Origin of the sequence: Streptomyces sp. NPDC020875, from assembly GCF_040641415.1 — a bacterium.
Classification (GTDB): Bacteria; Actinomycetota; Actinomycetes; order Streptomycetales; family Streptomycetaceae; genus Streptomyces.
In genome coordinates, this window is record NZ_JBFADP010000081.1 from 1 (window position 1) to 26397 (window position 26397).

Annotated in this window: 21 protein-coding genes; 16 read left to right on the plus strand and 5 right to left on the minus strand. The window is 71.2% G+C overall.

From position 1 onward, the window contains the following. The first annotated feature begins 117 nt into the window (after positions 1-117). The 14 genes from uvrC (at position 118) to AB0G74_RS31770 (ending at position 17639) form a co-directional block, all read left to right on the plus strand. Entirely contained in the window at positions 118-2187 is a 2070-nt protein-coding gene (uvrC, locus tag AB0G74_RS31705) for an excinuclease ABC subunit UvrC (RefSeq protein WP_361153418.1), read from the plus strand. Further along, positions 2184-3122 carry an RNase adapter RapZ gene (gene rapZ, locus AB0G74_RS31710; protein ID WP_361153374.1) on the plus strand — a complete coding sequence of 313 codons (939 nt, stop codon included), beginning with the start codon at positions 2184-2186 and terminating at the stop codon, positions 3120-3122. The genes uvrC and rapZ overlap by 4 nt, the downstream gene beginning before the upstream one ends. Then, positions 3119-4183 carry a uridine diphosphate-N-acetylglucosamine-binding protein YvcK gene (gene yvcK, locus AB0G74_RS31715; protein WP_361153377.1) on the plus strand — a complete coding sequence of 355 codons (1065 nt, stop codon included), beginning with the start codon at positions 3119-3121 and terminating at the stop codon, positions 4181-4183. The genes rapZ and yvcK overlap by 4 nt, the downstream gene beginning before the upstream one ends. Continuing rightward, positions 4174-5163, plus strand: coding sequence for a DNA-binding protein WhiA (gene whiA / locus AB0G74_RS31720; protein WP_358823662.1), 990 nt, complete (start codon positions 4174-4176; stop codon positions 5161-5163). The genes yvcK and whiA overlap by 10 nt, the downstream gene beginning before the upstream one ends. A 226-nt stretch (positions 5164-5389) precedes the next feature. After that, positions 5390-8344: a M14 family zinc carboxypeptidase gene (locus tag AB0G74_RS31725; RefSeq protein ID WP_361153379.1), complete on the plus strand. Its 2955-nt coding sequence runs from the start codon at positions 5390-5392 to the stop codon at positions 8342-8344. Between the two features lie 216 nt (positions 8345-8560). Further along, a complete protein-coding gene (gene gap / locus AB0G74_RS31730; protein ID WP_361153382.1) occupies positions 8561-9568 on the plus strand; it encodes a type I glyceraldehyde-3-phosphate dehydrogenase in 1008 nt (335 codons plus the stop codon). A 168-nt stretch (positions 9569-9736) separates the two neighbouring features. Beyond that, positions 9737-10948 (plus strand): phosphoglycerate kinase, encoded by a 1212-nt coding sequence (locus AB0G74_RS31735; protein ID WP_361153385.1) that lies wholly within the window; start codon positions 9737-9739, stop codon positions 10946-10948. A gap of 8 nt (positions 10949-10956) precedes the next feature. Then, complete coding sequence (gene tpiA / locus AB0G74_RS31740) at positions 10957-11733, plus strand: triose-phosphate isomerase (protein ID WP_361153387.1); 777 nt, start codon at positions 10957-10959, stop codon at positions 11731-11733. Between the two features lie 119 nt (positions 11734-11852). After that, positions 11853-12083, plus strand: coding sequence for a preprotein translocase subunit SecG (gene secG / locus AB0G74_RS31745; RefSeq protein ID WP_018848634.1), 231 nt, complete (start codon positions 11853-11855; stop codon positions 12081-12083). A 144-nt stretch (positions 12084-12227) separates the two neighbouring features. Then, a complete protein-coding gene (locus AB0G74_RS31750) occupies positions 12228-12563 on the plus strand; it encodes an RNA polymerase-binding protein RbpA (protein ID WP_358823656.1) in 336 nt (111 codons plus the stop codon). Positions 12564-12846: 283 nt separating this feature from the next. After that, positions 12847-14499, plus strand: a complete 1653-nt coding sequence (gene pgi / locus AB0G74_RS31755; RefSeq protein ID WP_361153391.1) for a glucose-6-phosphate isomerase — start codon at positions 12847-12849, stop codon at positions 14497-14499. A 4-nt stretch (positions 14500-14503) separates the two neighbouring features. Continuing rightward, positions 14504-15007 carry a PH domain-containing protein gene (locus tag AB0G74_RS31760; protein WP_361153394.1) on the plus strand — a complete coding sequence of 168 codons (504 nt, stop codon included), beginning with the start codon at positions 14504-14506 and terminating at the stop codon, positions 15005-15007. Next, a complete protein-coding gene (locus AB0G74_RS31765; RefSeq protein ID WP_361153397.1) occupies positions 15004-16665 on the plus strand; it encodes a PH domain-containing protein in 1662 nt (553 codons plus the stop codon). The genes AB0G74_RS31760 and AB0G74_RS31765 overlap by 4 nt, the downstream gene beginning before the upstream one ends. Before the next feature lie 56 nt (positions 16666-16721). Further along, on the plus strand, positions 16722-17639 hold the full coding sequence (locus tag AB0G74_RS31770) for a poly-gamma-glutamate hydrolase family protein (RefSeq protein ID WP_361153400.1): 918 nt from the start codon (positions 16722-16724) through the stop codon (positions 17637-17639). A 79-nt stretch (positions 17640-17718) separates the two neighbouring features. Here AB0G74_RS31770 and pgl read toward each other — a convergent pair whose 3' ends face one another. The 5 genes from pgl to tkt are packed head-to-tail and all read right to left on the minus strand — an operon-like array spanning position 17719 to position 24388. Then, complete coding sequence (pgl, locus tag AB0G74_RS31775) at positions 17719-18504, minus strand: 6-phosphogluconolactonase (protein WP_361153403.1); 786 nt, start codon at positions 18502-18504, stop codon at positions 17719-17721. Further along, on the minus strand, positions 18501-19610 hold the full coding sequence (gene opcA / locus AB0G74_RS31780; protein WP_361153404.1) for a glucose-6-phosphate dehydrogenase assembly protein OpcA: 1110 nt from the start codon (positions 19608-19610) through the stop codon (positions 18501-18503). The genes pgl and opcA overlap by 4 nt, the downstream gene beginning before the upstream one ends. After that, positions 19607-21139, minus strand: coding sequence for a glucose-6-phosphate dehydrogenase (gene zwf, locus AB0G74_RS31785; RefSeq protein WP_361153406.1), 1533 nt, complete (start codon positions 21137-21139; stop codon positions 19607-19609). The genes opcA and zwf overlap by 4 nt, the downstream gene beginning before the upstream one ends. A 5-nt stretch (positions 21140-21144) precedes the next feature. Further along, positions 21145-22266 carry a transaldolase gene (gene tal / locus AB0G74_RS31790; RefSeq protein WP_361153409.1) on the minus strand — a complete coding sequence of 374 codons (1122 nt, stop codon included), beginning with the start codon at positions 22264-22266 and terminating at the stop codon, positions 21145-21147. 34 nt (positions 22267-22300) lie between these two features. Continuing rightward, the gene (tkt, locus tag AB0G74_RS31795) at positions 22301-24388 is read right to left on the minus strand and encodes a transketolase (RefSeq protein WP_361153411.1); all 2088 of its coding nucleotides are present in this window, start codon (positions 24386-24388) and stop codon (positions 22301-22303) included. Between the two features lie 419 nt (positions 24389-24807). Between tkt and AB0G74_RS31800 the strand changes: the two genes are divergently transcribed. Together AB0G74_RS31800 and AB0G74_RS31805 are read left to right on the plus strand one after the other, a co-directional pair. After that, entirely contained in the window at positions 24808-25782 is a 975-nt protein-coding gene (locus AB0G74_RS31800) for a heme o synthase (protein ID WP_361153414.1), read from the plus strand. Between the two features lie 149 nt (positions 25783-25931). Beyond that, the gene (locus AB0G74_RS31805; protein ID WP_361153416.1) at positions 25932-26276 is read left to right on the plus strand and encodes a hypothetical protein; all 345 of its coding nucleotides are present in this window, start codon (positions 25932-25934) and stop codon (positions 26274-26276) included. Positions 26277-26397 lie beyond the last annotated feature (121 nt).

Genomic DNA, 26397 nt, shown 5'->3' on the forward strand with positions numbered 1-26397 from the left:
ACCACGGTCCTCGCCCTGGCCCGAATACTGGCCGGGCTGGCACCCCTCACCGTGGTCACCAACGCCCGCCGGCCCACCGGCCCTGGACTGTCGGTGCCCGCCAGTAGGGTGGACGGTATGGCAGACCCCTCCAGCTACCGCCCCAGGCCGGGCGAGATCCCCGACTCGCCGGGGGTCTACCGGTTCCGCGACGAGCACCGCCGGGTGATCTACGTCGGGAAGGCGAAGAACCTCCGCGCGCGGCTCGCCAACTACTTCCAGGACGTGGCGAATCTGCATCCCCGCACCGCCACGATGGTGACCACGGCCGCGTCCGTGGAGTGGACGGTGGTGGCGACCGAGGTCGAGGCCCTCCAGCTGGAGTACACCTGGATCAAGGAGTACGACCCCCGGTTCAATGTGAAGTACCGGGACGACAAGAGCTATCCCTACCTCGCCGTCACGCTCGACGAGGAGTTCCCCCGGGTCCAGGTCATGCGGGGCGCCAAGCGCAAGGGCGTCCGGTACTTCGGCCCCTACGGGCACGCCTGGGCCATCCGCGAGACCGTCGATCTGATGCTCCGGGTCTTCCCCGTCCGCACCTGCTCCGCCGGGGTCCTCCGCAACCACCAACAGAAGGGCCGCCCCTGTCTGCTGGGGTATATCGGCAAGTGCTCGGCGCCCTGCGTCGGCCGGGTCACCCCCGAGGAACACCGGGAGCTGGCCGAGGAGTTCTGCGACTTCATGGCCGGCCGGACCGGCACCTATCTGCGCCGCCTCGAAGGACAGATGGCCGAGGCGGCCGAGGAGATGGAGTACGAGCGGGCGGCCCGGCTGCGGGACGACATCGCGGCCCTGCGGCGCGCCCTGGAGAAGAGCGCCGTGGTGCTCGCCGACGCCACCGACGCCGATCTGATAGCGGTCGCCGAGGACGAACTGGAGGCGGCCGTCCAGATCTTCCACGTCCGCGGCGGCCGGGTGCGCGGACAGCGCGGCTGGGTCACCGACAAGGTCGAGGCCGTCGACACGGCGGGGCTGGTCGAGCACGCCCTCCAGCAGCTCTACGGCGAGGAGCGCGGCGACGCCGTGCCCAAGGAGGTCCTGGTCCCCGCCCTGCCCGCCGGGCCCGAGGCCGTCGGCCACTGGCTCGCCGAGCGGCGCGGCTCCCTGGTCTCCCTCCGGGTGCCCCGGCGCGGCGACAAGAAGGCCCTGATGGAGACCGTGGAGCGGAACGCGCAGCAGGCGCTGGCGCTGCACAAGACCAAGCGGGCCGGTGATCTCACCACCCGCTCCCGGGCGCTGGAGGAGATCGCCGACGCCCTGGGGCTCGACTCGGCGCCGCTGCGGATCGAGTGCTTCGACATCTCCCATCTCCAGGGCCAGGACGTGGTGGCGTCGATGGTGGTCTTCGAGGACGGACTGCCGCGCAAGAGCGAGTACCGCCGCTTCCAGATCAAGAGCTTCGAGGGCCAGGACGACGTCCGGGCCATGCACGAGGTGATCGGCCGCCGCTTCCGCCGCTATCTGGCGGAGAAGGACCGGACGGGGGAGTGGATCGGCGCCGACGACGCCCCCGTGACCGGCCCGGCCGAACCGCTGACCGGCACCACCGTCACCGAGGGTCCCGGTACGGGCGCCGACGGTGCCGGATCGGAAGCCGGGGGCGGCCGGGACGACGACGGGCGGCCCCGGCGGTTCGCGTACCCGCCCCAGCTCGTCGTGGTCGACGGCGGGGCGCCCCAGGTCGCGGCGGCCCGCCGGGCCCTGGACGAACTGGGGATCGACGACGTAGCGGTCTGCGGACTCGCCAAGCGGCTGGAGGAGGTCTGGCTGCCCGGCGACGACGACCCGGTGGTGCTGCCCCGCTCCAGTGAGGGCCTGTATCTGCTCCAGCGCGTCCGTGACACGGCACACGATTTCGCCATCCGCTATCAGCGCTCCAAACGGACCAAACGCATCCGTACCAGCCCCCTCGACGCGATCCCCGGCCTCGGGGAGACCCGGAAACAAGCTCTGATCAAGCATTTCGGCTCGGTGAAGCGACTGAAAGGCGCCACAATCGAGCAGATCTGCGAGGTTCCCGGGATGGGACGCAAGACCGCCGCGTCGGTGGTCGAGGCCCTCGCCCAGGCGGCACCGGCCGCCCCGGCCGTGAATACCGCGACCGGAGAGATCATTGAAGAGGACGACGGGGGAAGCACGGAATGAACAAGCACCACACAGACGGAGCGGCAGACGTGAGTACGGGCACGGTCAACGAAGTCGGAGGCGGCACGGAGGCGGCCATCCCGGAGCTGGTCATCATCTCCGGAATGTCGGGCGCGGGCCGCAGTACCGCCGCCAAATGCCTGGAGGACCTCGGCTGGTTCGTGGTCGACAACCTCCCGCCCGCCCTGATCCCCACCATGGTGGAACTGGGCGCGCGCTCCCAGGGGAACGTGGCCAGGATCGCGGTCGTCGTCGACGTCCGCGGCGGCCGCTTCTTCGACAATCTGCGCGAATCGCTCGCCGATCTCGACGCCAAGCGGGTCACCCGGCGGATCGTCTTCCTGGAGTCCTCCGACGAGGCCCTGGTCCGCCGCTTCGAGTCCGTCCGCAGGCCGCACCCCCTCCAGGGCGACGGCCGGATCGTCGACGGCATCGCCGCCGAACGCGATCTCCTGCGCGAGCTGCGCGGCGACGCCGATCTGGTGATCGACACCTCCAGCCTCAACGTCCACGAGCTGCGGGCCAAGATGGACGCCCAGTTCGCGGGCGAGGAGGAGCCCGAGCTGCGGGCCACCGTGATGTCCTTCGGCTTCAAGTACGGCCTGCCGGTCGACGCCGACCTCGTGGTGGACATGCGCTTTCTGCCCAACCCCCACTGGGTCCCCGAGCTGCGGCCCTTCACCGGCCTCAACGAGGAGGTGTCGAACTATGTCTACAACCAGCCCGGCGCCAAGGAGTTCCTGGACCGCTATACCGAGCTGCTCCAGCTGATCGCCGCCGGATACCGCCGTGAGGGCAAGCGCTATGTGACGGTCGCCGTCGGCTGTACCGGCGGCAAGCACCGCTCCGTGGCCACCGCCGAGAAGCTGGCCGCCAGGCTCTCCTCGGCCGGTGTCGAGACCGTCGTCGTCCACCGTGACATGGGGCGCGAGTGACCGGACACTCCCTGCGCCTGCGGCGGCTGCGCCGGTTCGGCTCCTCCGCCGGGCCGCGTAAGCGGGGCGCCCAGCCCAAGGTCGTCGCCCTCGGCGGCGGCCGGGGCCTGTCCGCGTCCCTCGCCGCCCTGCGCCGGATCACCGGCGACCTCACCGCCGTCGTCACCGTCGCCGACGACGGCGGCTCCAGCGGCCGGCTCCGGGAGGAGCTGGGCGTCCTGCCGCCGGGCGATCTGCGCAAGGCGCTGGCCGCGCTCTGCGGCGACGACGACTGGGGCCAGACCTGGGCCCGGGTGATCCAGCACCGCTTCCACTCCAAGGGCGAGCTGCACGACCACGCCGTGGGCAATGTGCTCATCGTCGCCCTCTGGGAGCAGCTGGGCGACCATGTCCAGGCCCTGGACCTGGTCGGCAGGCTGCTGGGCGCGCACGGCAGGGTGCTGCCGATGTCGGCGGTGCCGCTGGAGCTCCAGGCGCTGGTACGGGGCCACGACCCCGACCGGCCCGACGAGATCGGCACCGTCCGGGGACAGGCCACGGTCGCCCTCACCCCCGGGGAGGTCCAGTCCGTCCATCTCGTACCGGCCGATCCGCCCGCCGTACCGGAGGCCGTGGCCGCCGTCCTTGACGCCGACTGGGTGGTTCTCGGACCCGGTTCCTGGTTCTCCTCGGTCATCCCCCATCTGCTGGTCCCCGAACTACTGGACGCGCTGGTGGAGACCAAGGCGCGCCGGGTGCTGTCGCTCAATCTCGCCCCGCAACCGGGCGAAACGGAAGGCTTCTCACCGCAGCGTCATTTGGAGGTTTTGGGACGACACGCGCCTAAACTCGCCCTGGACGTGGTGCTGGCCGACGAGGCCGCCGTACCCGACCGCGATTCCCTCGCCGACGCCGCCAAGCGCCTCGGTGCCGCGGTCGAACTGGCGCCCGTGGCGGTCGCCGGTGGGTCCTTCGCCCCGGGCGAAGGCCCCGGGCCGGTTCCGAAGCACGACCCGGAGCTGCTGGCCGCCGCGTACGACCGTATTTTTCGGATGCATGGAAGGATCGGCCCATGGCGATGACGGCAGCGGTGAAGGATGAGATCTCCCGGCTTCCCGTCACCCGGACCTGCTGCAGAAAGGCGGAGGTCTCGGCGATCCTGCGGTTCGCGGGCGGGCTGCACCTGGTCAGCGGGCGGATCGTGATCGAGGCGGAGCTGGACACCGGGATCGCGGCCCGCCGGCTGAAGCGGGACATCCTGGAGATCTTCGGCCATGGCTCCGAGCTGATGGTGATGGCCCCCGGCGGGCTGCGCCGGGGCTCCCGCTATGTGGTCCGGGTGGTCGCGGGCGGTGACCAGCTGGCCCGGCAGACCGGCCTGGTGGACGGCCGGGGCCGCCCGATCCGGGGACTGCCGCCGCAGGTGGTGTCCGGGGCGACCTGCGACGCCGAGGCGGCCTGGCGCGGCGCCTTCCTGGCCCACGGCTCCCTCACCGAGCCCGGCCGCTCCTCGTCGCTCGAGGTCACCTGTCCCGGCCCCGAGGCGGCGCTGGCCCTGGTCGGCGCGGCCCGGCGGCTCTCCATCGCGGCCAAGGCCCGGGAGGTCCGGGGCGTGGACCGGGTCGTCGTCCGCGACGGCGACGCGATCGGGGCGCTGCTCACCCGGCTCGGGGCGCACGAGTCCGTACTGGCCTGGGAGGAGCGCCGGATGCGGCGCGAGGTCCGGGCCACCGCCAACCGGCTGGCCAACTTCGACGACGCCAATCTGCGCCGCTCGGCGCGGGCCGCGGTGGCGGCGGGCGCCCGGGTCCAGCGGGCCCTGGAGATCCTCGGCGAGGAGGTGCCCGAGCATCTCGCCGCCGCGGGCCGGCTGCGGATGGAGCACAAGCAGGCGTCGCTGGAGGAGCTGGGCGCCCTCGCCGACCCGCCGCTGACCAAGGACGCGGTCGCCGGGCGGATCCGCCGGCTGCTGGCGATGGCCGACAAGCGCGCCCAGGACCTGGGCATCCCGGGCACGGAGTCCAGCCTCACCGAGGAGATGGCCGAGGGCCTCGTCGGCTGACCGACCCCCTTCCGGGCCGCCCGACGCCGGATCCGGCCGGGCGGCCCCGGCCTCGGCCCCGTACGCCCGGATGTGCGTACGGCATACTCGGACGCGCGTACGGCCGGGCGCCCCGGATCCGCTGCCCCGTCCCGGTTCACCGCCCCTCATCCCTTGACATGGTCATTGAGGGTCAACAGTCTTGCTCCCGTTCGCTTTCTGGCACGCACACCAGTAAGGGGGGCTCATGAGACGCAGAGCGAGATCCTTGCTCGCCGCGGCATCGCTGCTGGCCGCGACGCTCGCGGCGGCACCTTTCGCCCAGGCGCAGGCCGGGGACGGGGCAGGGGACGGGGACGGCCTGTCGGTATGGCGGGCGACCGTCACCAAGGAACAGGTGCCGTTGCTGCTCGCGGCGGGAGCCGACGGACACGAACTCAGTGAGCGGGTACCCGACCGGGGTACCGCGACCGTCGAGCTGTACCTGACCGAACGACAAGCCGGTGAACTGCGCGAACAGGGCATCGGCGTCAAGGAACACACCCTCTCCGCCGCCGCCCGGAAGCGGGTCGCCGCCGCCGGGGACGGGGTCTACCGCCCGTACGGCGGGGAGAACGGGCTGAAGAACGAGATCGTCGCCGCCGCCCAGGCGAACCCGGCGATCACCAAGGCCGTCAGCATCGGCAAGTCTGTCAAGGGCCAGGACATCCTCGCCCTGAAGATCAGCCGGAACGCCAAGACCGTCCGGGACGGCACCAAGCCCGCCACGCTCTACCTCTCCAACCAGCACGCCCGGGAGTGGATCACCCCGGAGATGACCCGGCGGCTGATGCACCACTATCTGGAGAACTACGGCAAGGACCCCCGGATCACCCGGCTGATCGACACCTCCGAGCTGTGGTTCGTCCTCTCGGCCAACCCCGACGGATACGACTACACCTTCACCGGGACCGCCGAGCGCCAGTGGCGCAAGAACCTCCGCGACAACGACGGCGACGGCCGGATCGCCCCCGGCGACGGCGTCGACCTCAACCGCAACTTCTCGTACAAGTGGGGCTACGACAACGAGGGTTCGTCCCCCGACCCGTACGACGAGACCTATCGCGGCTCCGGGCCCGGCTCCGAGCCCGAGACCAAGGCGGTCGACGCCTTCCAGAAGCGCATCGGCTTCCAGTACGGCATCAACTACCACTCCGCGGCCGAGCTGATCCTCTACGGCGTCGGCTGGCAGGTCGCCACCAAGACCCCCGACGACGTCGCGTACGAGACGATCGCCGGTACCCCCGCGAACCCCGGGATCCCCGGCTACCGCCCCCAGGTGTCGTCCGAGCTGTACATCACCAACGGCGAGGCGGACGGGCACGCGGCCAATGTCAACGGGATGATGATGTTCACCCCGGAGATGTCGACCTGCGCCACCGCGTCCCGGGTCGATCCGAACGACCAGTGGAACGCCGCGGACTGCGCCTCGGTCTTCACCTTCCCGGACGACGAGAAGCTGATCCAGCAGGAGTTCGCGAAGAACATCCCGTTCGCGCTCGCGGTCGCCGAGAGCTCCCTCACCCCGGACCGGCCGGTGTCGCCGACCGGCGCGACGGCCCCCGACTTCACCCCGGACCCGTTCACGGTCTCGTACGCCCGCGGCGGTGACCAGGAGGTCTCGGTCGTCGCCAACCGGAACCTGCGGGACAAGGAGCTGAACTACCGGGTCAACGGGGGCCGGGTCCACGACGAGGACCTCGAACCGTGGCGCGGCGGCGAGACCTACGGCGGCGAGGACAACATCCGCTTCGACGAGTACCGCGCCGAGGTCGAGCACGGGGACGTCGGCGACCGCGTCGAGGTCTGGTTCACCGGCCGGACCAAGGAGGGCAAGCAGGTCGCCAGCACGCCCTTCGCCTACACCGTCGCCGAACGGCCGAGGGCCGACGCGCTGGTGATCGCCGAGGAGGGCGGCACCGCCCCGGCCCGGAACGCCGGTCTTTACACCGAAGCCCTGGCGAAGAACAAGAAGAGCGCCGCCGTCTGGGACGTCGCCACCCAGGGCACCCCGCATCCGCTGGGCGTACTCGCCCACTTCGACACGGCCGTCTGGTACACCGGCGCCGCGGCTCCGTCCTGGGCCACCACCAAAGCGGTCCGGGCCTATCTCAACGAGGGCGGCAAACTGCTCACCACCGGTGAGCGGGCGGGCGGCAACGCCAACCTGGGCCGGGCGGTCAGCGACGACTTCGCCCAGTACTACCTGGGCGCGTCCGGCCGGGCCTCCCTCGCCGGGGTGAACGCCTTCGCGGGCTCCGGACCTCTTTCGGGTGCCACCGCAACCCTCGGGGACGCCCCCGGGAACCCGCTGAACGCGGCGGGTGCGTACACCATCACCTCCGACACCCTGCCGCCGGCCGAGTTCCCGCAGTTCCGCGGTGCCGCCGCGGGCGACTATCCGGGCGTACGGATGCCGTTCTCGCCGTACGAGGGCACGTACTACGCGGTGGCCGCCCACCGCAACGCCTCCTGGCAGCGGCTCACCCGGACCGTCGACCTCACCGGCACCACGGCGGCCGACGCCCCCGAGCTCACCACCCGGCTCAGCTTCAACACCGAGCCCGGGTACGACAACGCGGTCGTCGAGGTCCGTACCGTCGGCCAGGAGGACTGGACGACCCTGCCCGACCTGAACGGCGGAACGTCCACCACCGTGCCGGCCGAGTGCGACCGGGCCTTCTATATCAACCAGCATCCGCATCTGCGGCACTACCTGACCCTCGGCCCGGACGCCTGCGCGCCCACCGGGACGACCGGCGCGTGGCACGCCTTCACCGGTGCCTCCGACGGCTGGAAGTCGGCCGCGTTCGATCTGAGCGCCTACGCGGGCAAGCGGATCGAGCTCCACGTCTCGTACGTCACCGATCCCAGCGACGGCGGCCGCGGGGTCTTCGTCGACGACACCCGGCTGGTCACCGCGGGCGGCGAGCAGGCGGACGGCGGCTTCGAGACGTCCCTCGGCCCGTGGACCGTCACGGCTCCGCCGGCCGGCAGCCCCGCGCCGCGCGGCAACTGGGAGCGGGCGGGTGACCTCTATCCGTCGGCGTCGGCCGTCACGACCCGTGACACCGTACTGATCGGATTCGGTCTCGAACACGTGTCCGACGCCGCCGAACGCGGGCGGCTGGTCGGGAAGGCCCTGAAGGCGCTGCGGCGCTGACCGGACCGACCCGGCTGACTCACAGTAGTCGGAATTAAAGATTCCGTTTGTTTCGGCGGCGGGCCGTCCCTCTCCGGGGGGTACGGCCCGCCGTCGACGCGTACCGGCCGTCCGATGTCACTCCGGGGCGCCCGTGGAGGTAGGGTCGTAAGCGGTCGGGGACATCCCATACAGCTCGCCGGCGACGAGCCGGCACACCAACGAGGAGATCGGTTCGTGACGATCCGCGTAGGCATCAACGGCTTTGGCCGCATCGGTCGTAACTACTTCCGCGCGCTGCTGGAGCAGGGTGCAGACATCGAGATCGTGGCTGTCAACGACCTGGGTGACACCGCGACCACCGCGCATCTGCTGAAGTACGACACCATCCTGGGCCGCCTCAAGGCCGAGGTGTCGCACACCGCCGACACCATCACCGTCGGTGGTCGCACCATCAAGGTGCTCTCCGAGCGCAACCCCGCGGACATCCCCTGGGGCGAGCTGGGCGTCGACATCGTGATCGAGTCGACCGGCATCTTCACCAAGAAGGCGGACGCCGAGAAGCACCTGGCCGGCGGCGCGAAGAAGGTCCTCATCTCGGCTCCGGCCAGCGACGAGGACATCACCGTCGTCATGGGTGTCAACCAGGACAAGTACGACCCCGCGCAGCACAACATCATCTCGAACGCGTCCTGCACCACCAACTGTGTGGCGCCGATGGCCAAGGTCCTCGACGAGAACTTCGGCATCGTCCGCGGTCTGATGACCACGGTCCACGCCTACACCAACGACCAGCGGATCCTGGACTTCCCGCACAAGGACCTGCGCCGCGCCCGCGCCGCCGCGGAGAACATCATCCCGACCACGACGGGCGCCGCCAAGGCCACCGCCCTGGTCCTCCCGCAGCTCAAGGGCAAGCTGGACGGCATCGCCATGCGCGTCCCGGTCCCCACCGGCTCCGCCACCGACCTGGTCGTCGAGCTCTCCCGCGAGGTCACCAAGGACGAGGTCAACGCCGCGTTCAAGAAGGCCGCCGAGGGCGAGCTGCAGGGCGTCCTGACGTACACCGAGGACCCGATCGTCTCCTCGGACATCGTCAGCGACCCCGCGTCCTGCACCTTCGACTCGTCGCTGACGATGGTCCAGGAGGGCAACTCGGTCAAGATCCTCGGCTGGTACGACAACGAGTGGGGCTACTCCAACCGCCTCGTCGACCTGACCGTCTTCGTCGGCAACCAGCTCTGAGCACTCAGCCGGCTCCGACCGCTCTGGGAGTACGACACGGCTCGGCCCCGCACAGCCCGGCACAGTACGGCTATCAGAGCACCACGAAGTGAGCGAGAGGGCTCGGACGGCGCAGCGCAGCGCCGCCCGGGCCCCCTCGCGCGTCCAGCCCTTCCGAGGAGACCGTCCATGAAGACGATCGACCAGCTGTTGGCCGACGGGGTCAGCGGCAAGCGGGTATTCGTCCGCGCCGATCTCAATGTGCCGCTCGACGGCGCCACCATCACCGACGACGGCCGGATCCGCGCCGTCGCCCCCACCATCGCCCGGCTGGCCGAAGCCGGCGCCCGGGTGATCGTCGCCTCCCACCTCGGCCGCCCCAAGGGCGCCCCGGACCCGGCGTTCTCGCTGGCTCCCGCCGCCGCCCGGCTGGGCGAGATCCTCGGCGCCCCGGTCGCCTTCGCCACCGACACGGTCGGCGACTCGGCCCGCGCCGCGGTGGACGGGCTCGCCGACGGGCAGGTCGCGGTGATCGAGAACCTCCGCTTCAACCCCGGCGAGACCAGCAAGGACGACGCCGAGCGCGGCGCCTTCGCGGACCAGCTGGCCGCCCTGGCCGATGTCTACGTGGGCGACGGCTTCGGCGCCGTCCACCGCAAGCACGCCTCCGTCTACGATCTGCCCGCCCGGCTGCCGCACGCGGTCGGCGATCTGATCGCCACCGAGGTCCGCGTCCTGAAGCGGCTCACCGAGGACGTCGCCCGGCCGTACGCCGTGGTCCTCGGCGGCGCCAAGGTCTCCGACAAGCTCGGGGTGATCGACAACCTGCTGGGCAAGGCCGACCGCATCCTGATCGGCGGCGGCATGGCCTACACCTTCCTCAAGGCCCAGGGCCACGAGGTCGGCGCCTCCCTGCTCCAGGAGGACCAGGTACCGGTCGTCCAGGACTATCTGAAGCGCGCCGAGGCGGCCGGTGTGGAGTTCGTACTCCCCGTCGACGTCCTGGTCGCCCCCGGGTTCCCCGACCTCAAGACCAAGGCCCCGACCAACCCCACCACCGTCGCCGCGGACGCCATCCCGGCCGACCAGGAGGGTCTGGACATCGGCCCCGAGACCTGCAAGCTGTACGCATCGAAGCTCGCCGACGCGGCCACCGTCTTCTGGAACGGTCCGATGGGCGTCTTCGAGCACCCCGACTACGCCGAGGGCACCCGGGCCGTGGCCCGGGCCCTCGCCGACTCCCCGGCCTTCTCCGTGGTCGGCGGCGGGGACTCCGCCGCCGCCGTACGGACCCTGGGCTTCGACGCCGACGCGTTCGGCCATATCTCGACCGGCGGCGGTGCCAGCCTCGAATACCTCGAGGGCAAGACGCTGCCCGGCCTCGCCGCACTGGAGGACTGATCTCTCTCATGACCACCCGCACCCCGCTGATGGCGGGCAACTGGAAGATGAACCTCAACCACCTGGAGGCCATCGCCCACGTCCAGAAGCTCGCCTTCGCCCTCGCCGACAAGGACTACGACGCGGTCGAGGTCGCGGTCCTGCCGCCCTTCACCGATCTGCGCTCCGTCCAGACCCTGGTCGACGGCGACAAGCTCCGGATCGGCTACGGCGCCCAGGACATCTCGGCCCAGGACTCCGGCGCCTACACCGGAGAGATCTCCGGCTCGATGCTGGCCAAGCTGAAGTGCTCGTACGTCGCCGTCGGCCACTCCGAGCGCCGCCAGTACCACAACGAGTCGGACGAGCTGTGCAACGCCAAGGTGAAGGCCGCCTTCCGGCACGGCATCACGCCGATCCTCTGCGTCGGCGAGGGCCTGGACGTCCGCAAGGCCGGTAACCAGGTCGCGTACACCCTCGCCCAGGTCGACGGCGGACTGAAGGACGTCCCCGCCGAGCAGGCCGAGACCATCGTGATCGCCTACGAGCCCGTCTGGGCCATCGGCACCGGCGAGGTCGCCACCCCCGAGGACGCCCAGGAGGTCTGCGGGGCGATCCGCGGCCGGCTGGCCGAGCTGTACTCGCCGGAGCTGGCCGACAAGGTCCGGATCCAGTACGGCGGCTCCGTGAAGTCCGGCAACGTCGCCGCGATCATGGCCCAGCCCGATGTGGACGGCGCCCTGGTCGGCGGTGCGGCCCTCGACGTGGACGAGTTCGTCAAGATCGTCCGCTTCCGCGACCAGTGAGTATGCGGTAGCGCCGATCCGTCGTACCCTTGCGGGGACTCCGGGCCGTGCCGGGCCGGGGTCCCCGCAGTCATCAGACCATCCAGAGAATTGCCAGGAAGTAGGGTCCAGCCGTGGTTATGGGGTTCTCGATCGCCCTGATCGTCTTCAGCCTGCTGCTGATGCTGCTCGTGCTGATGCACAAGGGGAAGGGCGGCGGCCTCTCCGACATGTTCGGCGGCGGTATGCAGTCCTCCGTCGGCGGCTCCTCGGTCGCCGAGCGCAACCTGGACCGGATCACCGTCGTGGTCGGTCTGCTCTGGTTCGCCTGCATCGTCGTGCTCGGCCTGCTGATGAAGCTGGACAGCTGACACCGCCGCCACCCGGCCGGAATCAGATCGGCCCACGGGTGTAACTCCAACGACTGGACGGGCGTTGGGCCTTACGTAGACTGGGGCACCGCGGCGCAGCCGCTGTGAGACGCTGTGCAGCACCATCACGCAGGGAGTTACACCGTGGCAAGTGGCAACGCGATCCGGGGGAGCCGGGTCGGGGCGGGGCCGATGGGCGAGGCCGAGCGCGGCGAGTCCGCGCCGCGTCTGCGCATCTCCTTCTGGTGCTCCAACGGGCACGAGACGCAGCCGAGCTTCGCCAGCGACGCGCAGGTCCCCGACGTCTGGGACTGCCCGCGCTGTGGGTTCCCGGCCGGTCAGGACCAGGACAACCCACCGGACCCGCCGCGCACGGAGCCGTACAAGACCCATCTCGCCTATGTGCGGGAGCGGCGGAGCGACGCGGACGGCGAGGCGATCCTCGCCGAGGCGCTCGCCAAACTGCGCGGCGAGATCTAGCACTTCGATCCGGAAACTGCGCGGCGAGATCTAGCACTTCGATCCGGCCGGGACACCCATCAGGTGTCCCGGCCGGATTTTTTTGCGGGCCTCCGGGGTTGACCGGGATGCCCGGTTGTCAGTGCCGTCGCCTACGGTTCTGTACCAGGCGAACACGGAGCGTCATCGCGCCGGATCCGGTGGCGGGCGTCAGCCGTGCTCGCCTCGCCGCCCCTGGTTGATCAACTAGGTTGGAGGCGGTGGGGCGCAAGGCAGGCACAAGACGAAGTGAGCTGATGTCCGAGTGATCGAAGAAGGCCGTACCCGGCTCAATCAGACGCCCGAGTGGACCGCGCTCGGCAAGCACCGCGAGCAGCTGGGCGACACCCGTCTGCGAGACCTGTTCGCCGCCGACCCCGACCGCGGCCACCGCTACACCCTGCGCGTCGGCGACCTCCGGATCGACTACGCCAAGCAACTCGTCACGGACGAGACCCTGGAGCTGCTGCGGGAGCTGGCGAACGCGACCGGCGTCTTCGGGCTCCGGGACGCCATGTTCCGCGGCGAGAAGATCAACACCACCGAGGACCGGGCCGTTCTGCACACCGCCCTGCGAGCCCCGCGCGACGCCGTGATCGAGGTCGACGGGGAGAACGTGGTGCCCGGCGTCCACGCGGTGCTGGCGAAGATGGCCGCCTTCTCGGAGCGGATCCGCTCCGGGGCGTGGACCGGCCACACCGGACGCCCGATCAGAAACGTGGTCAATATCGGGATCGGCGGCTCCGACCTCGGCCCCGCCATGGCCTACGAGGCGCTGCGCGCCTACACCGACCGCGAACTGACGTTCCGTTTCGTCTCCAATGTCGACGGCGCCGACCTCCACGAGGCGGTCCGCGACCTCGACCCGGCGGAGACGCTCTTCGTCATCGCCTCCAAGACCTTCACCACCATCGAGACCATCACCAACGCCACCTCCGCCCGCCGCTGCCTGCTCGACGGGCTGGACGCCGGTCAGGACGCCGTCGCCCGGCACTTCGTGGCGCTCTCCACCAACGGGGAGAAGGTCGCCGACTTCGGGATCGACCCGGAGAACATGTTCGAGTTCTGGGACTGGGTCGGCGGGCGGTACTCCTTCGACTCCGCCATCGGGCTCTCCCTGATGATCGCGATCGGACCCGAGCGATTCCGTGAACTGCTCGACGGCTTCCACCTGGTCGACGAGCACTTCCGGACGGCCCCTCCGGAGGAGAACGCGCCGCTGCTGCTGGGTCTGCTGGGCATCTGGTACGGCGCGTTCTTCGACGCCCAGTCGCATGCCGTGCTGCCGTACTCGCACTATCTGAGCCGTTTCACCGCCTATCTCCAGCAGCTCGACATGGAGTCCAACGGCAAGTCCGTGGACCGGGACGGCCGGCCGGTGGCCTGGCAGACGGGCCCCGTGGTCTGGGGCACCCCCGGTACCAACGGGCAGCACGCCTACTACCAGTTGATCCACCAGGGCACCAAGGTCATTCCGGCGGACTTCATCGGCTTCGCCCGGCCCGTCGGCGAGCTGGCGCCGGGACCGGCCGCCCAGCACGATCTGCTGATGGCCAACTTCTTCGCCCAGACCCAGGCACTGGCCTTCGGCAAGACGTCCGACGAGGTACGGGCCGAGGGCGTGCCGGAGGAGCTGGTGCCGCACAAGACCTTCCGGGGGAACCATCCGACGACGACGATCCTGGCGGACGAGCTGACCCCGTCCGTACTGGGCCAGCTGATCGCGCTCTACGAGCACAAGGTCTTCGTCCAGGGCGCGGTGTGGCAGATCGACTCCTTCGACCAGTGGGGCGTCGAGCTGGGCAAGGTCCTCGCCAAGCGGATCGAGCCGGTGCTGACCGAGGGCACCGGCGGGGAGGGGCTCGACAGTTCGACCGCCGCCCTGACCGCCGCCTACCGGGAGCTGAGGGGGCGCTGAGCCGATGGACCAGGGGGGAACGGCGGTCCGGCTGCGACCGCCCCGCGAACGGCTCGACGCCCGTGCCGTGGGCTGGTGGCGGACGCAGTGGCTGGTGGCGCTGCTGGTGCTCGCCGGGATCCCGGCGCTGCTGGGGCTGCTGATCGAACCGGCGCGGTTCTGGCTGCTGCTGGCGGCGGCCGTACTGGGCGGGCCGTGTCTGATCGGTGGCCTCGTCTTTCCGTCCTGGTGGTTCCGGGTACACCGCTGGGAAGTGACGGACGAGGCGGTGTACGTCAGAACCGGTGCCTTCTGGCAGGAGTGGCGGATCGCCCCGATGTCCCGGATCCAGACCGTCGACACCCTCCGGGGACCGCTGGAGCGGTACTTCGGACTCGCCACCCTCACCGTCACCACGGCCTCGTCCCAGGGGCCGGTGAAGATCGTGGGGCTCGGTCATGAGACGGCGGCCGAACTGGCGGAGCGGCTGACCCTGATCACCCGGGCGACCGCCGGGGACGCGACATGACCGCCGAGCCGCCCGGGGCATCAGGGGCGTCCGGCTCGGCCGGACCCACCGGGACGGCCGGGACACCCGAGGCGCCCGGGGTGACGGAGCCCGGTTGCGTGGTGGAGCCCGGGGCCGAGTGGCACCGGCTGGACCGGCGGACGCTGCTGGTGACCGCCGCCGTGATGACCGGTGTCGCCGGAGGCGTCGTCCTCCCCGTACTGCTGGGACTCTCCTCCGGCGCCTGGTTCGGCAGCGGGCCGCGCCGGGGGGTCGGCCTCGTCCTGCTCTTCACCGGCGCCGTACTGCTGGTCGCCGGGGCCGTGATCGCCGACTACTTCACCTGGCGGCACACCCGCTACCGGATCGGGCCCGACCGGGTCGATCTGCACAGCGGACTGCTGCTGGTGAAGCGGCGGTCCCTGGCCCGGGAGCGGATCCGCAGCGTCGACATCACCGCCCATCCGCTGCTGCGGATCCTGGGCCTGGTGAAGGTCAGGATCGGGACGGGCGAGAGCGGCGGCGGCAAGGAGTCGTCCCTGGAGCTGAACCCGGTCGCCCGGACCGAGGGCGAACGGCTCCGGGCCGAACTGCTCGACCGGCCCGCCGAGCCGTCCGCCGCCCCGGCCGACGGCGCCCTGGCCCGGCTCGACCCCCGCTGGATCCGGTACGCGCCCCCGGCCTTCCCGACCCTGGTCCTGGGCGTCGCGGCGGCCGGTGCTCTGATGCAGCTCAGCGACTGGTTCGGGGTTCAGACCGAGGTGATCTCCACCGTCGGGGACCTCTTCGACGGGGTGTCGATCCCCCTGATGATCCTCGCGCTGGTACTCGCCGCTCTGATCGCCGGGGCGGTGGGGGCGCTCGGCCTCTGGGTCGAGATGTGGTGGAACTACCGGCTGGAGCGGGAGCCGGGCGGGGTGCTGCGGGTCCGCCGGGGGCTGTTCACCACCCGGTCGATATCCGTCGAGGAGCGGCGGCTGCGGGGTATCGAGCTGGTGGAGCCGCTGGGGGTACGGGGCTTCGGCGCGGCCCGGGTCGACGCCATCGCCACGGGGCTCGCCAAGGAGGGCGACGCCGACCACGAGGACCTGCACATACTGCTGCCGGTCGCGCCCCGGGCGGTCGCCGACGAGGTGGCGGCGCTGGTGCTCCGGGAGCCCGACGCGCCCACCGGGGCGGCGCTGACCGCCCACCCCCGGGTGGCCGGGGCCCGGCGGCTGCGGTGGGCCCTGGGGAGCGCGGCGGCCCCGGTGGTCCTCCTGGCGGGCCTCGGCCTCTGGCTGACGCCGGTCCTGCTGTACATCGCCGCCGGTTGCGCGGTGGTGGCGCTGCCGCTCGCCGTACCGCTCGCCCGCGACGCGTACCGCAGCCTCGGCCACACCGTCTCGGGGCGCTATCTGGTGACCCGCTCCGGCACCATGGCCCGGCGTACGGTGGCCCTCCGGCGCAGCGGGGTGATCGGCTGGACCATCACCCGGTCGCTGTTCCAGCGGCGGGCCGGGCTGATCACCCTCACCGCGACCACGGCCGCCGGAGCGGGCGGCTACTCGGTTCACGACGCCGCCGAAAGCGAGGGGCTGCTCTTCGCGGCGGAGGCGGTACCGGGTCTGCTGGGGCCGTTTCTGGAACCGGTCCCCGGACCGGACGGAACCGGAACCTCCGGTGACAGCGGGGCATGACCGGGTGATAGCCCGGTAAAGGTGTAGCGACCATGGGATCGGTTGATGTTCACCCCATGACTGACACCAGCCGACGTTCGGTACTGACCGCCGCGCTCGCCACCGCCGCCGGAACCACCGGGATCCTGGCCGCCGGACCGGGCACGGCCGCCGCCGCCCCGGCCCCCGCCGCCGCTCCCGCCGGGGCGGGGGCCGGATACGCCACCACGTCCGGGTACACCAAGTACTCCGAGATCTACCAGGACACGCTGCGGGTCGAGGGCACCGACTACGGGCGGCGCTTCAAACGCCATGAGCGGGTGGACGCCACCTTCTCCGGGAAGGCGCAGCTCCCGGGAACGTCGGTGATCGCCTTGCACGGCGGCGGGATCGAACCCGGCTCCTCGGAGGTGGCGCTGGGGATCGCGGGTTACCACCCCAAGGGCCTCGTCCCGACCGGGGCGGCCACGGACCCCCGCTACGACTACTGGTTGTTCGAGGGGTTGCTCGGCGCGGGGCAGAACGGCGCGCTCCATGTCACTTCCACCGGCTGCGACGACTATCACGCGCTGGGGCTGACCGAGGGCAGCCTCAATGTGGTCAGTGTCCACGGCTGTACGGCGAACCAGCAGGGCGCACCCGGCTATGGATTGGTACTCGGCGGGCTCAACCAGCAGTTCAAGACGCTGGTGGCGGAGGAACTGGTGCTGCTGAACAGCGCTCTGCCCGCCCCGGCCATCGTGATCGTCGATAGTTCACAGGCTCCCGAACTCGGTGGTGTCTCGCCGAACAACCCCTGCAACCGCACCCTGCTGAAGCAGGGGGTCCAACTGGAGCTGACCAACACCCTGCGCGATTCCCTCTTCGACGACCCCTCCACGCGTACCAGCCGCGCCAATACCGTCAACGCCCGGTTCTGGGCCTTCACCGGGGCCATCCGGACGGCGATCGCCCGGCTGGAGGCGGCTCAGGCGGCGGCGAAGACCGCGCCCTGAGCCGGGCCGCGACGGGCGGAAACGACCGAGGGCCCGGACACCGTGGCGGTGTCCGGGCCCTCGGGCCGTACCGAAACCCCTACGCCGAAGCCGGGGGGTACAGCTCGCGCGGCAGCTGGGCCGCGGCGGCCGTGTCCAGCAGCCAGAGGGTGCGGGACCGGCCGCGGGCGCCCGCCGCCGGGGCCTGGATCTCACCGGCCCCGGAGAGGGCGATCGCCACGGCGTTCGCCTTGTCCTCGCCCGCCGCCAGCAGCCAGACCTCGCGGGCCGCCCGGATCGCCGGGAGGGTCAGGGAGATCCGGGTCGGCGGCGGCTTCGGGGAGCCGTGCACCCCGACGACCGTACGGTCCGTCTCCCGGACGGCGGGGTGCTCCGGGAAGAGCGACGCCACATGGGTGTCCGGGCCGACGCCCAGCATCAGGACGTCGAACGTGGGCACCGGGCCGTGATCCTCCGGCCCGGCGGCGGCGGCGAGTTCGGCCGCGTACGCCGCCGCTGCCGCCTCCACGTCGCTGCCGTACGGGCCGTCCGACGCGGCCATGGGATGCACCCGGGCCGGGTCGACCGGAACGTGCTCCAGCAGCGCGGCCCGGGCCTGGGAGGCATTGCGTTCCGGGTCCCCCTTGGGGAGGAACCTTTCATCGCCCCACCAGATGTCGAGCCGCTGCCAGTCCACCGCGTCCCGGGCCGGGGAGGACCCCAGCGCCGCCAGCAGGCCGTTGCCGTTGCGCCCGCCCGTGAGGACCACGGACGCGGTGCCGCGGGCGGCCTGGGCGTCCACGATCCGGGTGATCAGCCGGGCCGCCGCGGCCTGGGCCATCAGCTCCTTGTCGCGGTGGACCACCAGCTGCGGGGCTCCGGTCACTTGGCCGCCGCCTTCTTCGCCGCGGTCTTCCGGGCCGAGGACTTCCCCGCCGGAGCGGCCGGAGCGGCCGGAGCTGCGGCCGAGGTGGCCTCCGTCTCCGTCTCCGCCTCCGCTTCCGCCGCGGCGACCGCCTTCGCCGCCGCCGCGATCTCCGACACGTCCGCCGAGCCGCCGGGCCCGCCGTTGCCGAGCCGGTCCACCCCGTACCGCAGGGCGGAGGCATAGGTGTCGTCCGGGTCCAGCCGCCGCAGCTCCTCCGCGATCAGCTCGGCGGTCTCCCGGCGCTTCAGCGCCACCGCCCGGTCGGGCTGCCCCTGGATGGAGAGGTTCGCCAGGGCGCCGTCGGCCCGGTCGAGCACGATCGGACCGCAGTCCGTCTCCATCCGTACGGCGGTCAGTCCGGGGCCGGGGGAGTGGGTGCGCCGTACGGGCACCCCGAGCCGGTCCGCCAGCCACATCGCCAGCAGCTCCACGCTCGGATTGAACTCTTCGCCCTCCACCTCGACCGCGGTGACCTCGCAGACCACCTGGTCCAGCGCGGCGGCCAGCATGGAGCGCCAGGGCGTGATCCGGGTCCACGACAGATCCGTGTCGCCGGGGGTGTACGCCTCCGCCCGCCCCGTCAGCTCGCCGATGGGGTCCTCGGCGGCGTAGGTGTCGGTGACCCGGCGCTGGGCCAGCGCGCCCAGCGGGTCGTTCGCCGGGTCGAGCGGGGCGTTGACCGGCCACCAGACCACGACCGGGGCGTCCGGCAGCAGCAGCGGCAGGACCACCGACTGGGCGTGCTCGGTGACCTCGCCGTACAGCCGCAGGACGACGGTCTCGCCGGTGCCCGCGTCGGCCCCGACCCGGACCTCGGCGTCGAGCCGGGTCTGGGCGCGGTCGCGCGGGGTGCGGGAGACCCGCTTGATGACCACCAGGGTGCGGGAGGGGTGCTCGCGGGACGCCTCGTTGGCGGCCCGCAGCGCGTCGTAGGCGTTCTCCTCGTCGGTGACGATGACCAGGGTGAGCACCATGCCGACGGCCGGCGTGCCGATCGCCCGGCGCCCCTGCACCAGCGCCTTGTTGATCTTGCCGGAGGTGGTGTCCGTAAGGTCGATCTTCATGGCCGGCGCCAGCTCCGTCCGTCTCGTGCGAGCATTTCGTCCGCCTCGACCGGGCCCCAGGTACCGGACGGGTACTGGGCGGGCTTGCCGTGGGCGTCCCAGTACCGCTCGATCGGGTCGAGGATCTTCCACGACAGCTCGACCTCTTCGACCCGGGGGAAGAGGTTGGAGTCGCCGAGCAGCACATCGAGGATCAGCCGCTCGTACGCCTCCGGGCTGGACTCGGTGAACGACTCGCCGTAGGCGAAGTCCATCGAGACGTCCCGTACCTCCATCGAGGTCCCCGGCACCTTGGAGCCGAACCGCATGGTCACGCCCTCGTCCGGCTGGACCCGGATGACCAGGGCGTTCTGCCCCAGTTCCTCGGTCGCGGTGTGGTCGAAGGGGGAGTGCGGGGCGCGCTGGAAGACCACCGCGATCTCGGTGACCCGGCGCCCCAGCCGCTTGCCGGTCCGCAGGTAGAACGGCACCCCGGCCCAGCGGCGGTTGTCGATCTCCAGTTTGACCGCGGCATAGGTGTCGGTCTTGGAGTCCGGGTCGATGCCGTCCTCCTGGAGGTAGCCGACGGCCTTCTCGCCGCCCTGCCACCCGGCCGCGTACTGGCCGCGTACGGTGGTGGCGCCCAGGTCCCTCGGCACCTTCACCGCGCCCAGTACCTTGGTCTTCTCCGCCGCCAGCGCGTCCGCGTCGAAGGAGGCGGGCTCCTCCATCGCGGTCAGCGCCAGCAGCTGGAGCAGATGGTTCTGGATGACGTCACGGGCGGCGCCGATGCCGTCGTAGTACCCGGCCCGGCCGCCGATCCCGATGTCCTCGGCCATCGTGATCTGGACGTGGTCGACATAGGACCGGTTCCAGATCGGCTCGAAGAGGGTGTTGGCGAAGCGGAGCGCCAGGATGTTCTGGACGGTCTCCTTGCCGAGGTAGTGGTCGATCCGGAAGACCTCGTTCGGCGGGAAGACCTCGTGCACCACCTGGTTCAGCTCCACGGCCGACGCCAGATCGTGCCCGAACGGCTTCTCGATCACCGCCCGGCGCCAGGAGCCTTCCTTCTGGTCGGCCAGTCCGTGCTTCTTCAGCTGCTGGACGACCTTCGGGAAGAACTTCGGCGGCACCGACAGATAGAAGGCGAAGTTGCCCCCGGTGCCCTGTGCCTGGTCCAGCTCGGCGATCGTCTTCTTCAGCGTCTCGAAGGCGTCGTCGTCGTCGAAGTCGCCCTGCACGAACCGCATGCCCTGGTTGAGCTGCTGCCAGACCTCCTCGCGGAAGGGGGTCCTGGCGTGCTCCTTGACCGCGTCGTGGACCTCCTGGGCGAAGTCCTCGTCCTGCCACTCCCGGCGGGCGAAGCCCACCAGGGAGAAGCCCGGGGGCAGCAGCCCCCGGTTGGCCAGGTCGTAGACGGCTGGCATCAGCTTCTTGCGCGACAGATCGCCGGTGACTCCGAAGATCACCAGGCCCGACGGCCCCGCGATTCGCGGGAGCCGTCGGTCCGCCGGGTCGCGCAGCGGATTGGCCGCGGGTGAACCGGACACGATGGTCAGCCCTCCGACGGGACGAGGCGGGCCAGCGCCGCCTCGGTCGATGCGAGCAGGTTGTTCCAGGCCGCCTCGAACTTCTCCACGCCGTCGTCCTCCAGCAGCTGGACGACCTCGTCGTACGAGACGCCGAGCGCGGCCACGGCCGCCAGATCGGCGCGCGCGGCGTCGTACCGGCCGCGGACCGTGTCACCGGTGATCTCGCCGTGGTCGGCGGTGGCCTCCAGCGTCGCCTCCGGCATGGTGTTGACCGTGCCCGGGGCGACCAGCTCGTCCACGTACAGCGTGTCCTTGTAGGCCGGGTCCTTGACGCCGGTGGAGGCCCACAGCGGGCGCTGCTTGTTGGCCTGGAGCCGGTCGAGGGCGGCCCACCGGTCGGAGCCGAAGACCTCCTCGTACGCCTCGTACGCCAGCCGGGCGTTGGCCAGCGCGGCCTTGCCGCGGGCGGCCTTCGCCTCCGGGGAGCCCAGCGCGTCCAGCCGCTTGTCGATCTCGGCGTCCACCCGGGAGACGAAGAACGACGCCACCGAATGGATCTTCGACAGATCCAGGCCCCGCTCCGCGGCCTTCTCCAGACCGGCCAGGTAGGCGTCCATCACCTCGCGGTAGCGCTCCAGCGAGAAGATCAGCGTGACATTGACGCTGATCCCCAGGCCGATGGTCTCGGTGATGGCCGGCAGACCCGCCCGGGTCGCCGGGATCTTGATCAGGGTGTTGGGGCGGTCGACCAGCCAGGCGAGCTGCTTGGCCTCGGCGATCGTCGCCTCGGTGTGATGGGCGAGCCGGGGGTCCACCTCGATGGAGACCCGGCCGTCCTGGCCGCCGGTGGCGTCGAACACGGGACGGAGGATGTCCGCCGCGTCCCGGACGTCCGCCGTGGTGATCATGCGGATGGCTTCCTCGACGGTCACCTTCCGGACGGCCAGCTCCCGCAGCTGCTGCTCGTAGCCGTCACCACCGCTGATCGCCTTCTGGAAGATCGACGGATTGGTGGTCACACCCACCACGTGCTGCTGGTCGATCAGTTCGGCCAGATTGCCGGAGGTGATCCGCTTGCGGGACAGGTCGTCCAGCCAGATCGCCACGCCTTCGTCGGTGAGGCGCTTGAGCGCGTCTTCTGTCATCGAAAAACAACTCCTGAAGTCACTTGTAGTCGCGTCAGCGCCGGACGGCGTCGAGAGATTCCCGGGCGGCGGAGGCCACCGCTTCGGCGGTGATGCCGAACTCCCGGTAGAGGACCTTTCCGTCCGCCGAGGCACCGAAGTGCTCCAGCGACACGATCCGGCCCGCGTCCCCGACGTACCGGTGCCAGGTCAGCCCGATGCCCGCCTCGACGGCCACCCGCGCCCGCACCGACGGCGGCAGAACCGCGTCCTTGTAAGCCTGGTCCTGCTCCTCGAACCACTCCACCGACGGCATCGAGACCACCCGGGTCGGCACCCCGGCCGCCTGCAGCTCGTCCCGGGCCGCGACGGCGAGCTGGACCTCGGAACCCGTACCGATCAGTACGACCTCCGGGGCGCCGCCCTCGGCCTCGAACAGGACGTAGCCGCCGCGGGCCGCGTCCTCGTTCCGCGCGTAGGTCGGCACGCCCTGCCGGGTCAGCGCCAGACCGTGCGGGGCGCCCACGCCGAACTCCTTCGTCCAGCGCCGCAGGATCTCGCGCCAGGCGACCACGGTCTCGTTGGCGTCCGCCGGACGGACCACGTTCAGACCGGGGATGGCCCGCAGCGACGCCAGGTGCTCCACCGGCTGGTGGGTCGGGCCGTCCTCGCCGAGGCCGATCGAGTCATGGGTCCAGACGTAGGTCACCGGCAGATGCATCAGGGCCGAGAGCCGGACCGCGTTCCGCATGTAGTCCGAGAAGACCAGGAACGTCCCGCCGAAGATCCGGGTGTTGCCGTGCAGCGCGATGCCGTTCATCTCGGCGGCCATCGAGTGCTCGCGGATACCGAAGTGGATGGTCCGGCCGTACGGGTCGGCCTCCGGCAGCGGATTGCCCTCGGGCAGGAACGACGACGTCTTGTCGATGGTGGTGTTGTTGGAGCCCGCGAGGTCGGCCGAGCCGCCCCACAGCTCCGGGATCACCGCGCCCAGCGACTGGAGGATCTTCCCGGAGGCGGCCCGGGTCGCGACCGAGGTACCGGCCTCGAAGTCGGGCAGCGCGTCCTCCCACCCGGCGGGCAGCTCGCCCGCCCGGATCCGGTCGAACTCGGCGGCCCGCTCCGGGTTCGCCGTCCGCCAGGCGGCGAGGCCCTTCTCCCACTCGGCCCGCGCCTCACGGCCCCGGTCCAGCGCCTCACGGGTGTGCCCGATGACCGCGTCCGAGACCTCGAAGCTCTGCTCCGGGTCGAAGTCGAGCACCCGCTTGGTGGCCGCGACCTCCTCGTCGCCCAGCGCCGAGCCGTGCGCGGCCTCGGTGTTCTGGGCGTGCGGGGCGGGCCAGGCGATGATCGACCGGGCGGCGATGAAGGAGGGCCGGTCGGTGACGGCCTGCGCGGCGCGGAAGGCCGCGTACAGCGCCTCGGGGTCGAGGTCGCCGTTCTCCTTCGCCGCCACGCGCTGGACGTGCCAGCCGTACGCCTCGTACCGCTTGAGGGTGTCCTCGGAGACCGCGGTCTCGGTGTCGCCCTCGATGGAGATGTGGTTGTCGTCCCAGAGCAGCACCACGTTGCCCAGCTTCTGGTGCCCGGCCAGCGACGACGCCTCGGCCGCGATGCCCTCCTGGAGGCAGCCGTCACCGGCGATCACCCAGATGGTGTGGTCGAAGGGGGAGGTGCCGGGGGCGGCGTCCGGGTCGAACAGGCCGCGCTCGTAGCGGGCGGCCATCGCCATGCCCACCGCGTTGGCCACGCCCTGACCGAGCGGCCCCGTGGTGGTCTCCACTCCGGCGGTGTGGCCGTACTCGGGGTGGCCCGGGGTCTTGGAGCCCCAGGTGCGGAATGCCTTGAGGTCATCCAGCTCCAGACCGTATCCGGCCAGGTAGAGCTGGGTGTAGAGGGTCAGCGACGAGTGGCCGGCCGAGAGCACGAACCGGTCCCGCCCGGTCCAGTCGGCGTCCGCCGGGTCGTGCCGCATGACCTTCTGGAAGAGGAGGTAGGCGGCGGGCGCGAGGCTCATGGCCGTACCGGGGTGGCCGTTGCCGACCTTCTGTACGGCGTCCATGGCCAGAACCCGGGCGGTGTCGACGGCCCGCTGGTCCAGATCGGTCCACTCGAGGTCTGTGGTGGTCGGCTTGGTGCTCACCCTGGCTCAGGGCTCCTTTCCGCATGTTCTCCACATGGCGTGTACCCGGTGACGAGGAATGCACCGGGTGTGGCCGAGCCTACCCTTGGCACCGACCGGCGGTTTTCGGCCGAGAGGCCCCGCCGGCGCCGCAGGACGCCGAGGTGTCCTCCTGCCAGCCTGCCGCCAACGGGGGGACTTCGCCTCCCGGCGCCGCCGAGGTGCCCGGGCGGGGACGTCCGGGGACGTACGAGGGGCGGGCCCGCGGTGTCCGGGGAGGCGGCCCGGGGCGTTCGGGACCCGTCGCACAACACGACCCACCCCCGTGCGAGGCGAGAGAAAGGCAGCCTCTAGAGTGGCGTGGTACGCGCAAGTCTCACGGGTCTTCCAACGCGCTGTCATGCGTCCGGGACTTGCTGGAATCTTCCTCAGGGGTGTGCGTGACGGCCGTCGATTCCCGTCCAGCGGGTGAGGGCACCACCCGCCCCGAGCGGACCGCGGGGACGCCCGGTACGAGCCGGGGCGACCGGACGTTCGGGGCCCGGGTCATGGGGTTCGTGGCGCTGACGAAGCCGCGGATCATCGAGTTGCTGCTCATCACCACAGTGCCGGTGATGTTCCTCGCCGCGCAAGGGGTGCCCGACCTGTGGCTGGTCCTGGCCACCTGTACGGGCGGATATCTCTCCGCGGGCGGCGCCAACGCGCTCAATATGTACATCGACCGGGACATCGACGCGCTGATGACCAGGACGGCCCACCGCCCCCTGGTCACCGGCCTGGTCTCGCCGCGTGAGGGCCTGGTCTTCGGCCTCACCCTCGCGGTGGTCTCCACGCTCTGGTTCGGCCTCCTCGTCAACTGGCTCTCCGCCTGGCTCTCCCTGGGCGCACTCCTGTTCTACGTGGTCGTCTACACGATGCTGCTGAAGCGGCGCACGACGCAGAACATCGTCTGGGGCGGGATCGCCGGCTGTCTGCCGGTACTGATCGGCTGGTCCGCGGTGACCAACTCGATGTCCTGGGCCGCGATCGTGCTCTTCCTGGTGATCTTCTTCTGGACCCCGCCGCACTACTGGCCGCTCTCCATGAAGGTCCGTGAGGACTACGCCCGGGTCGGCGTCCCGATGCTGCCCGTGGTCGCCTCCAACAAGGTCGTGGCCCGCCAGATCGTGCTCTACAGCTGGGTGATGGTGGCGGTCTCCCTGCTGCTCACCCCGATGGGCTACACCGGCTGGTTCTACACCGCCGTGGCGCTGGTCGCGGGCGGCTGGTGGCTCTGGGAGGCCCATGCCCTCCAGGCCCGCGCGAAGGCCGGGGTGACCGGGGCCAAGCTCAAGGAGATGCGGCTCTTCCACTGGTCCATCACCTACGTGTCGCTGCTCTTCGTGGCGGTCGCGGTGGATCCCTTCCTGCGCTGAGACGGCCGCGGGAACCCGAACTCGCCGAAGGGGCGGACCGGTCCGGTCCGCCCCTTCGCCGTACCCCCGGCGGCTTTCCGCCGGTACGTGGCTCACACCACGCCCCGACGCCATGGCCACCGCCGATTACCGGTACGTAACATCGGGCCATGACCGACGCAGCAGACGCAGCAGGCGCAGACACCAAGCGCGCGGACCGCAAGGCCGCCCGGCTCGCCCGTGAGATCACCGCCTTCGCGAAGAAGCACGGCGGCGCCGAGGGACAGCTCGCCCATATCGGCCAGGCGGGCACCCGGATCGTCCTGGTCGGCTCCGACGGCGCCTGGGGCGATCTGGTGGCCCCGAGCCATCCGGTGGCCGAGGCGGCGGCCGGTAAGGCGGGGATCACCCTGCACGAATCCTTCGACGGCGAGTTCGCGGCGAGGGTGCGGACCGGACCGTACGAGTGGACCCGGATGGCGGGCATCCAGCTCGGCGGCCCGTCCAACGGCTGAACGCCCGGACCCGGCTTCCGAAGCGGGTACGACGACGGCGGGCCCGCCGGGGACCACCACGGCGGCACGGACGGCAAGTCCGCGAACGCCTCCGCCGACGACGGCGAGGACGACTCGACGG

Bases quoted from the DNA above. Each gene is read 5' to 3' on its own strand.
- uvrC (WP_361153418.1), top strand. From the start codon at position 118: ATGGCAGACCCCTCCAGCTACCGCCCCAGGCCGGGCGAGATCCCCGAC.
- rapZ (WP_361153374.1), top strand. From the start codon at position 2,184: ATGAACAAGCACCACACAGACGGAGCGGCAGACGTGAGTACGGGCACG.
- whiA (WP_358823662.1), top strand. From the start codon at position 4,174: ATGGCGATGACGGCAGCGGTGAAGGATGAGATCTCCCGGCTTCCCGTC.
- AB0G74_RS31725 (WP_361153379.1), top strand. From the start codon at position 5,390: ATGAGACGCAGAGCGAGATCCTTGCTCGCCGCGGCATCGCTGCTGGCC.
- AB0G74_RS31735 (WP_361153385.1), top strand. From the start codon at position 9,737: ATGAAGACGATCGACCAGCTGTTGGCCGACGGGGTCAGCGGCAAGCGG.
- tpiA (WP_361153387.1), top strand. From the start codon at position 10,957: ATGACCACCCGCACCCCGCTGATGGCGGGCAACTGGAAGATGAACCTC.
- secG (WP_018848634.1), top strand. From the start codon at position 11,853: ATGGGGTTCTCGATCGCCCTGATCGTCTTCAGCCTGCTGCTGATGCTG.
- AB0G74_RS31760 (WP_361153394.1), top strand. From the start codon at position 14,504: ATGGACCAGGGGGGAACGGCGGTCCGGCTGCGACCGCCCCGCGAACGG.
- AB0G74_RS31765 (WP_361153397.1), top strand. From the start codon at position 15,004: ATGACCGCCGAGCCGCCCGGGGCATCAGGGGCGTCCGGCTCGGCCGGA.
- AB0G74_RS31770 (WP_361153400.1), top strand. From the start codon at position 16,722: ATGACTGACACCAGCCGACGTTCGGTACTGACCGCCGCGCTCGCCACC.
- opcA (WP_361153404.1), bottom strand. From the start codon at position 19,610: ATGAAGATCGACCTTACGGACACCACCTCCGGCAAGATCAACAAGGCG.
- tal (WP_361153409.1), bottom strand. From the start codon at position 22,266: ATGACAGAAGACGCGCTCAAGCGCCTCACCGACGAAGGCGTGGCGATC.
- AB0G74_RS31805 (WP_361153416.1), top strand. From the start codon at position 25,932: ATGACCGACGCAGCAGACGCAGCAGGCGCAGACACCAAGCGCGCGGAC.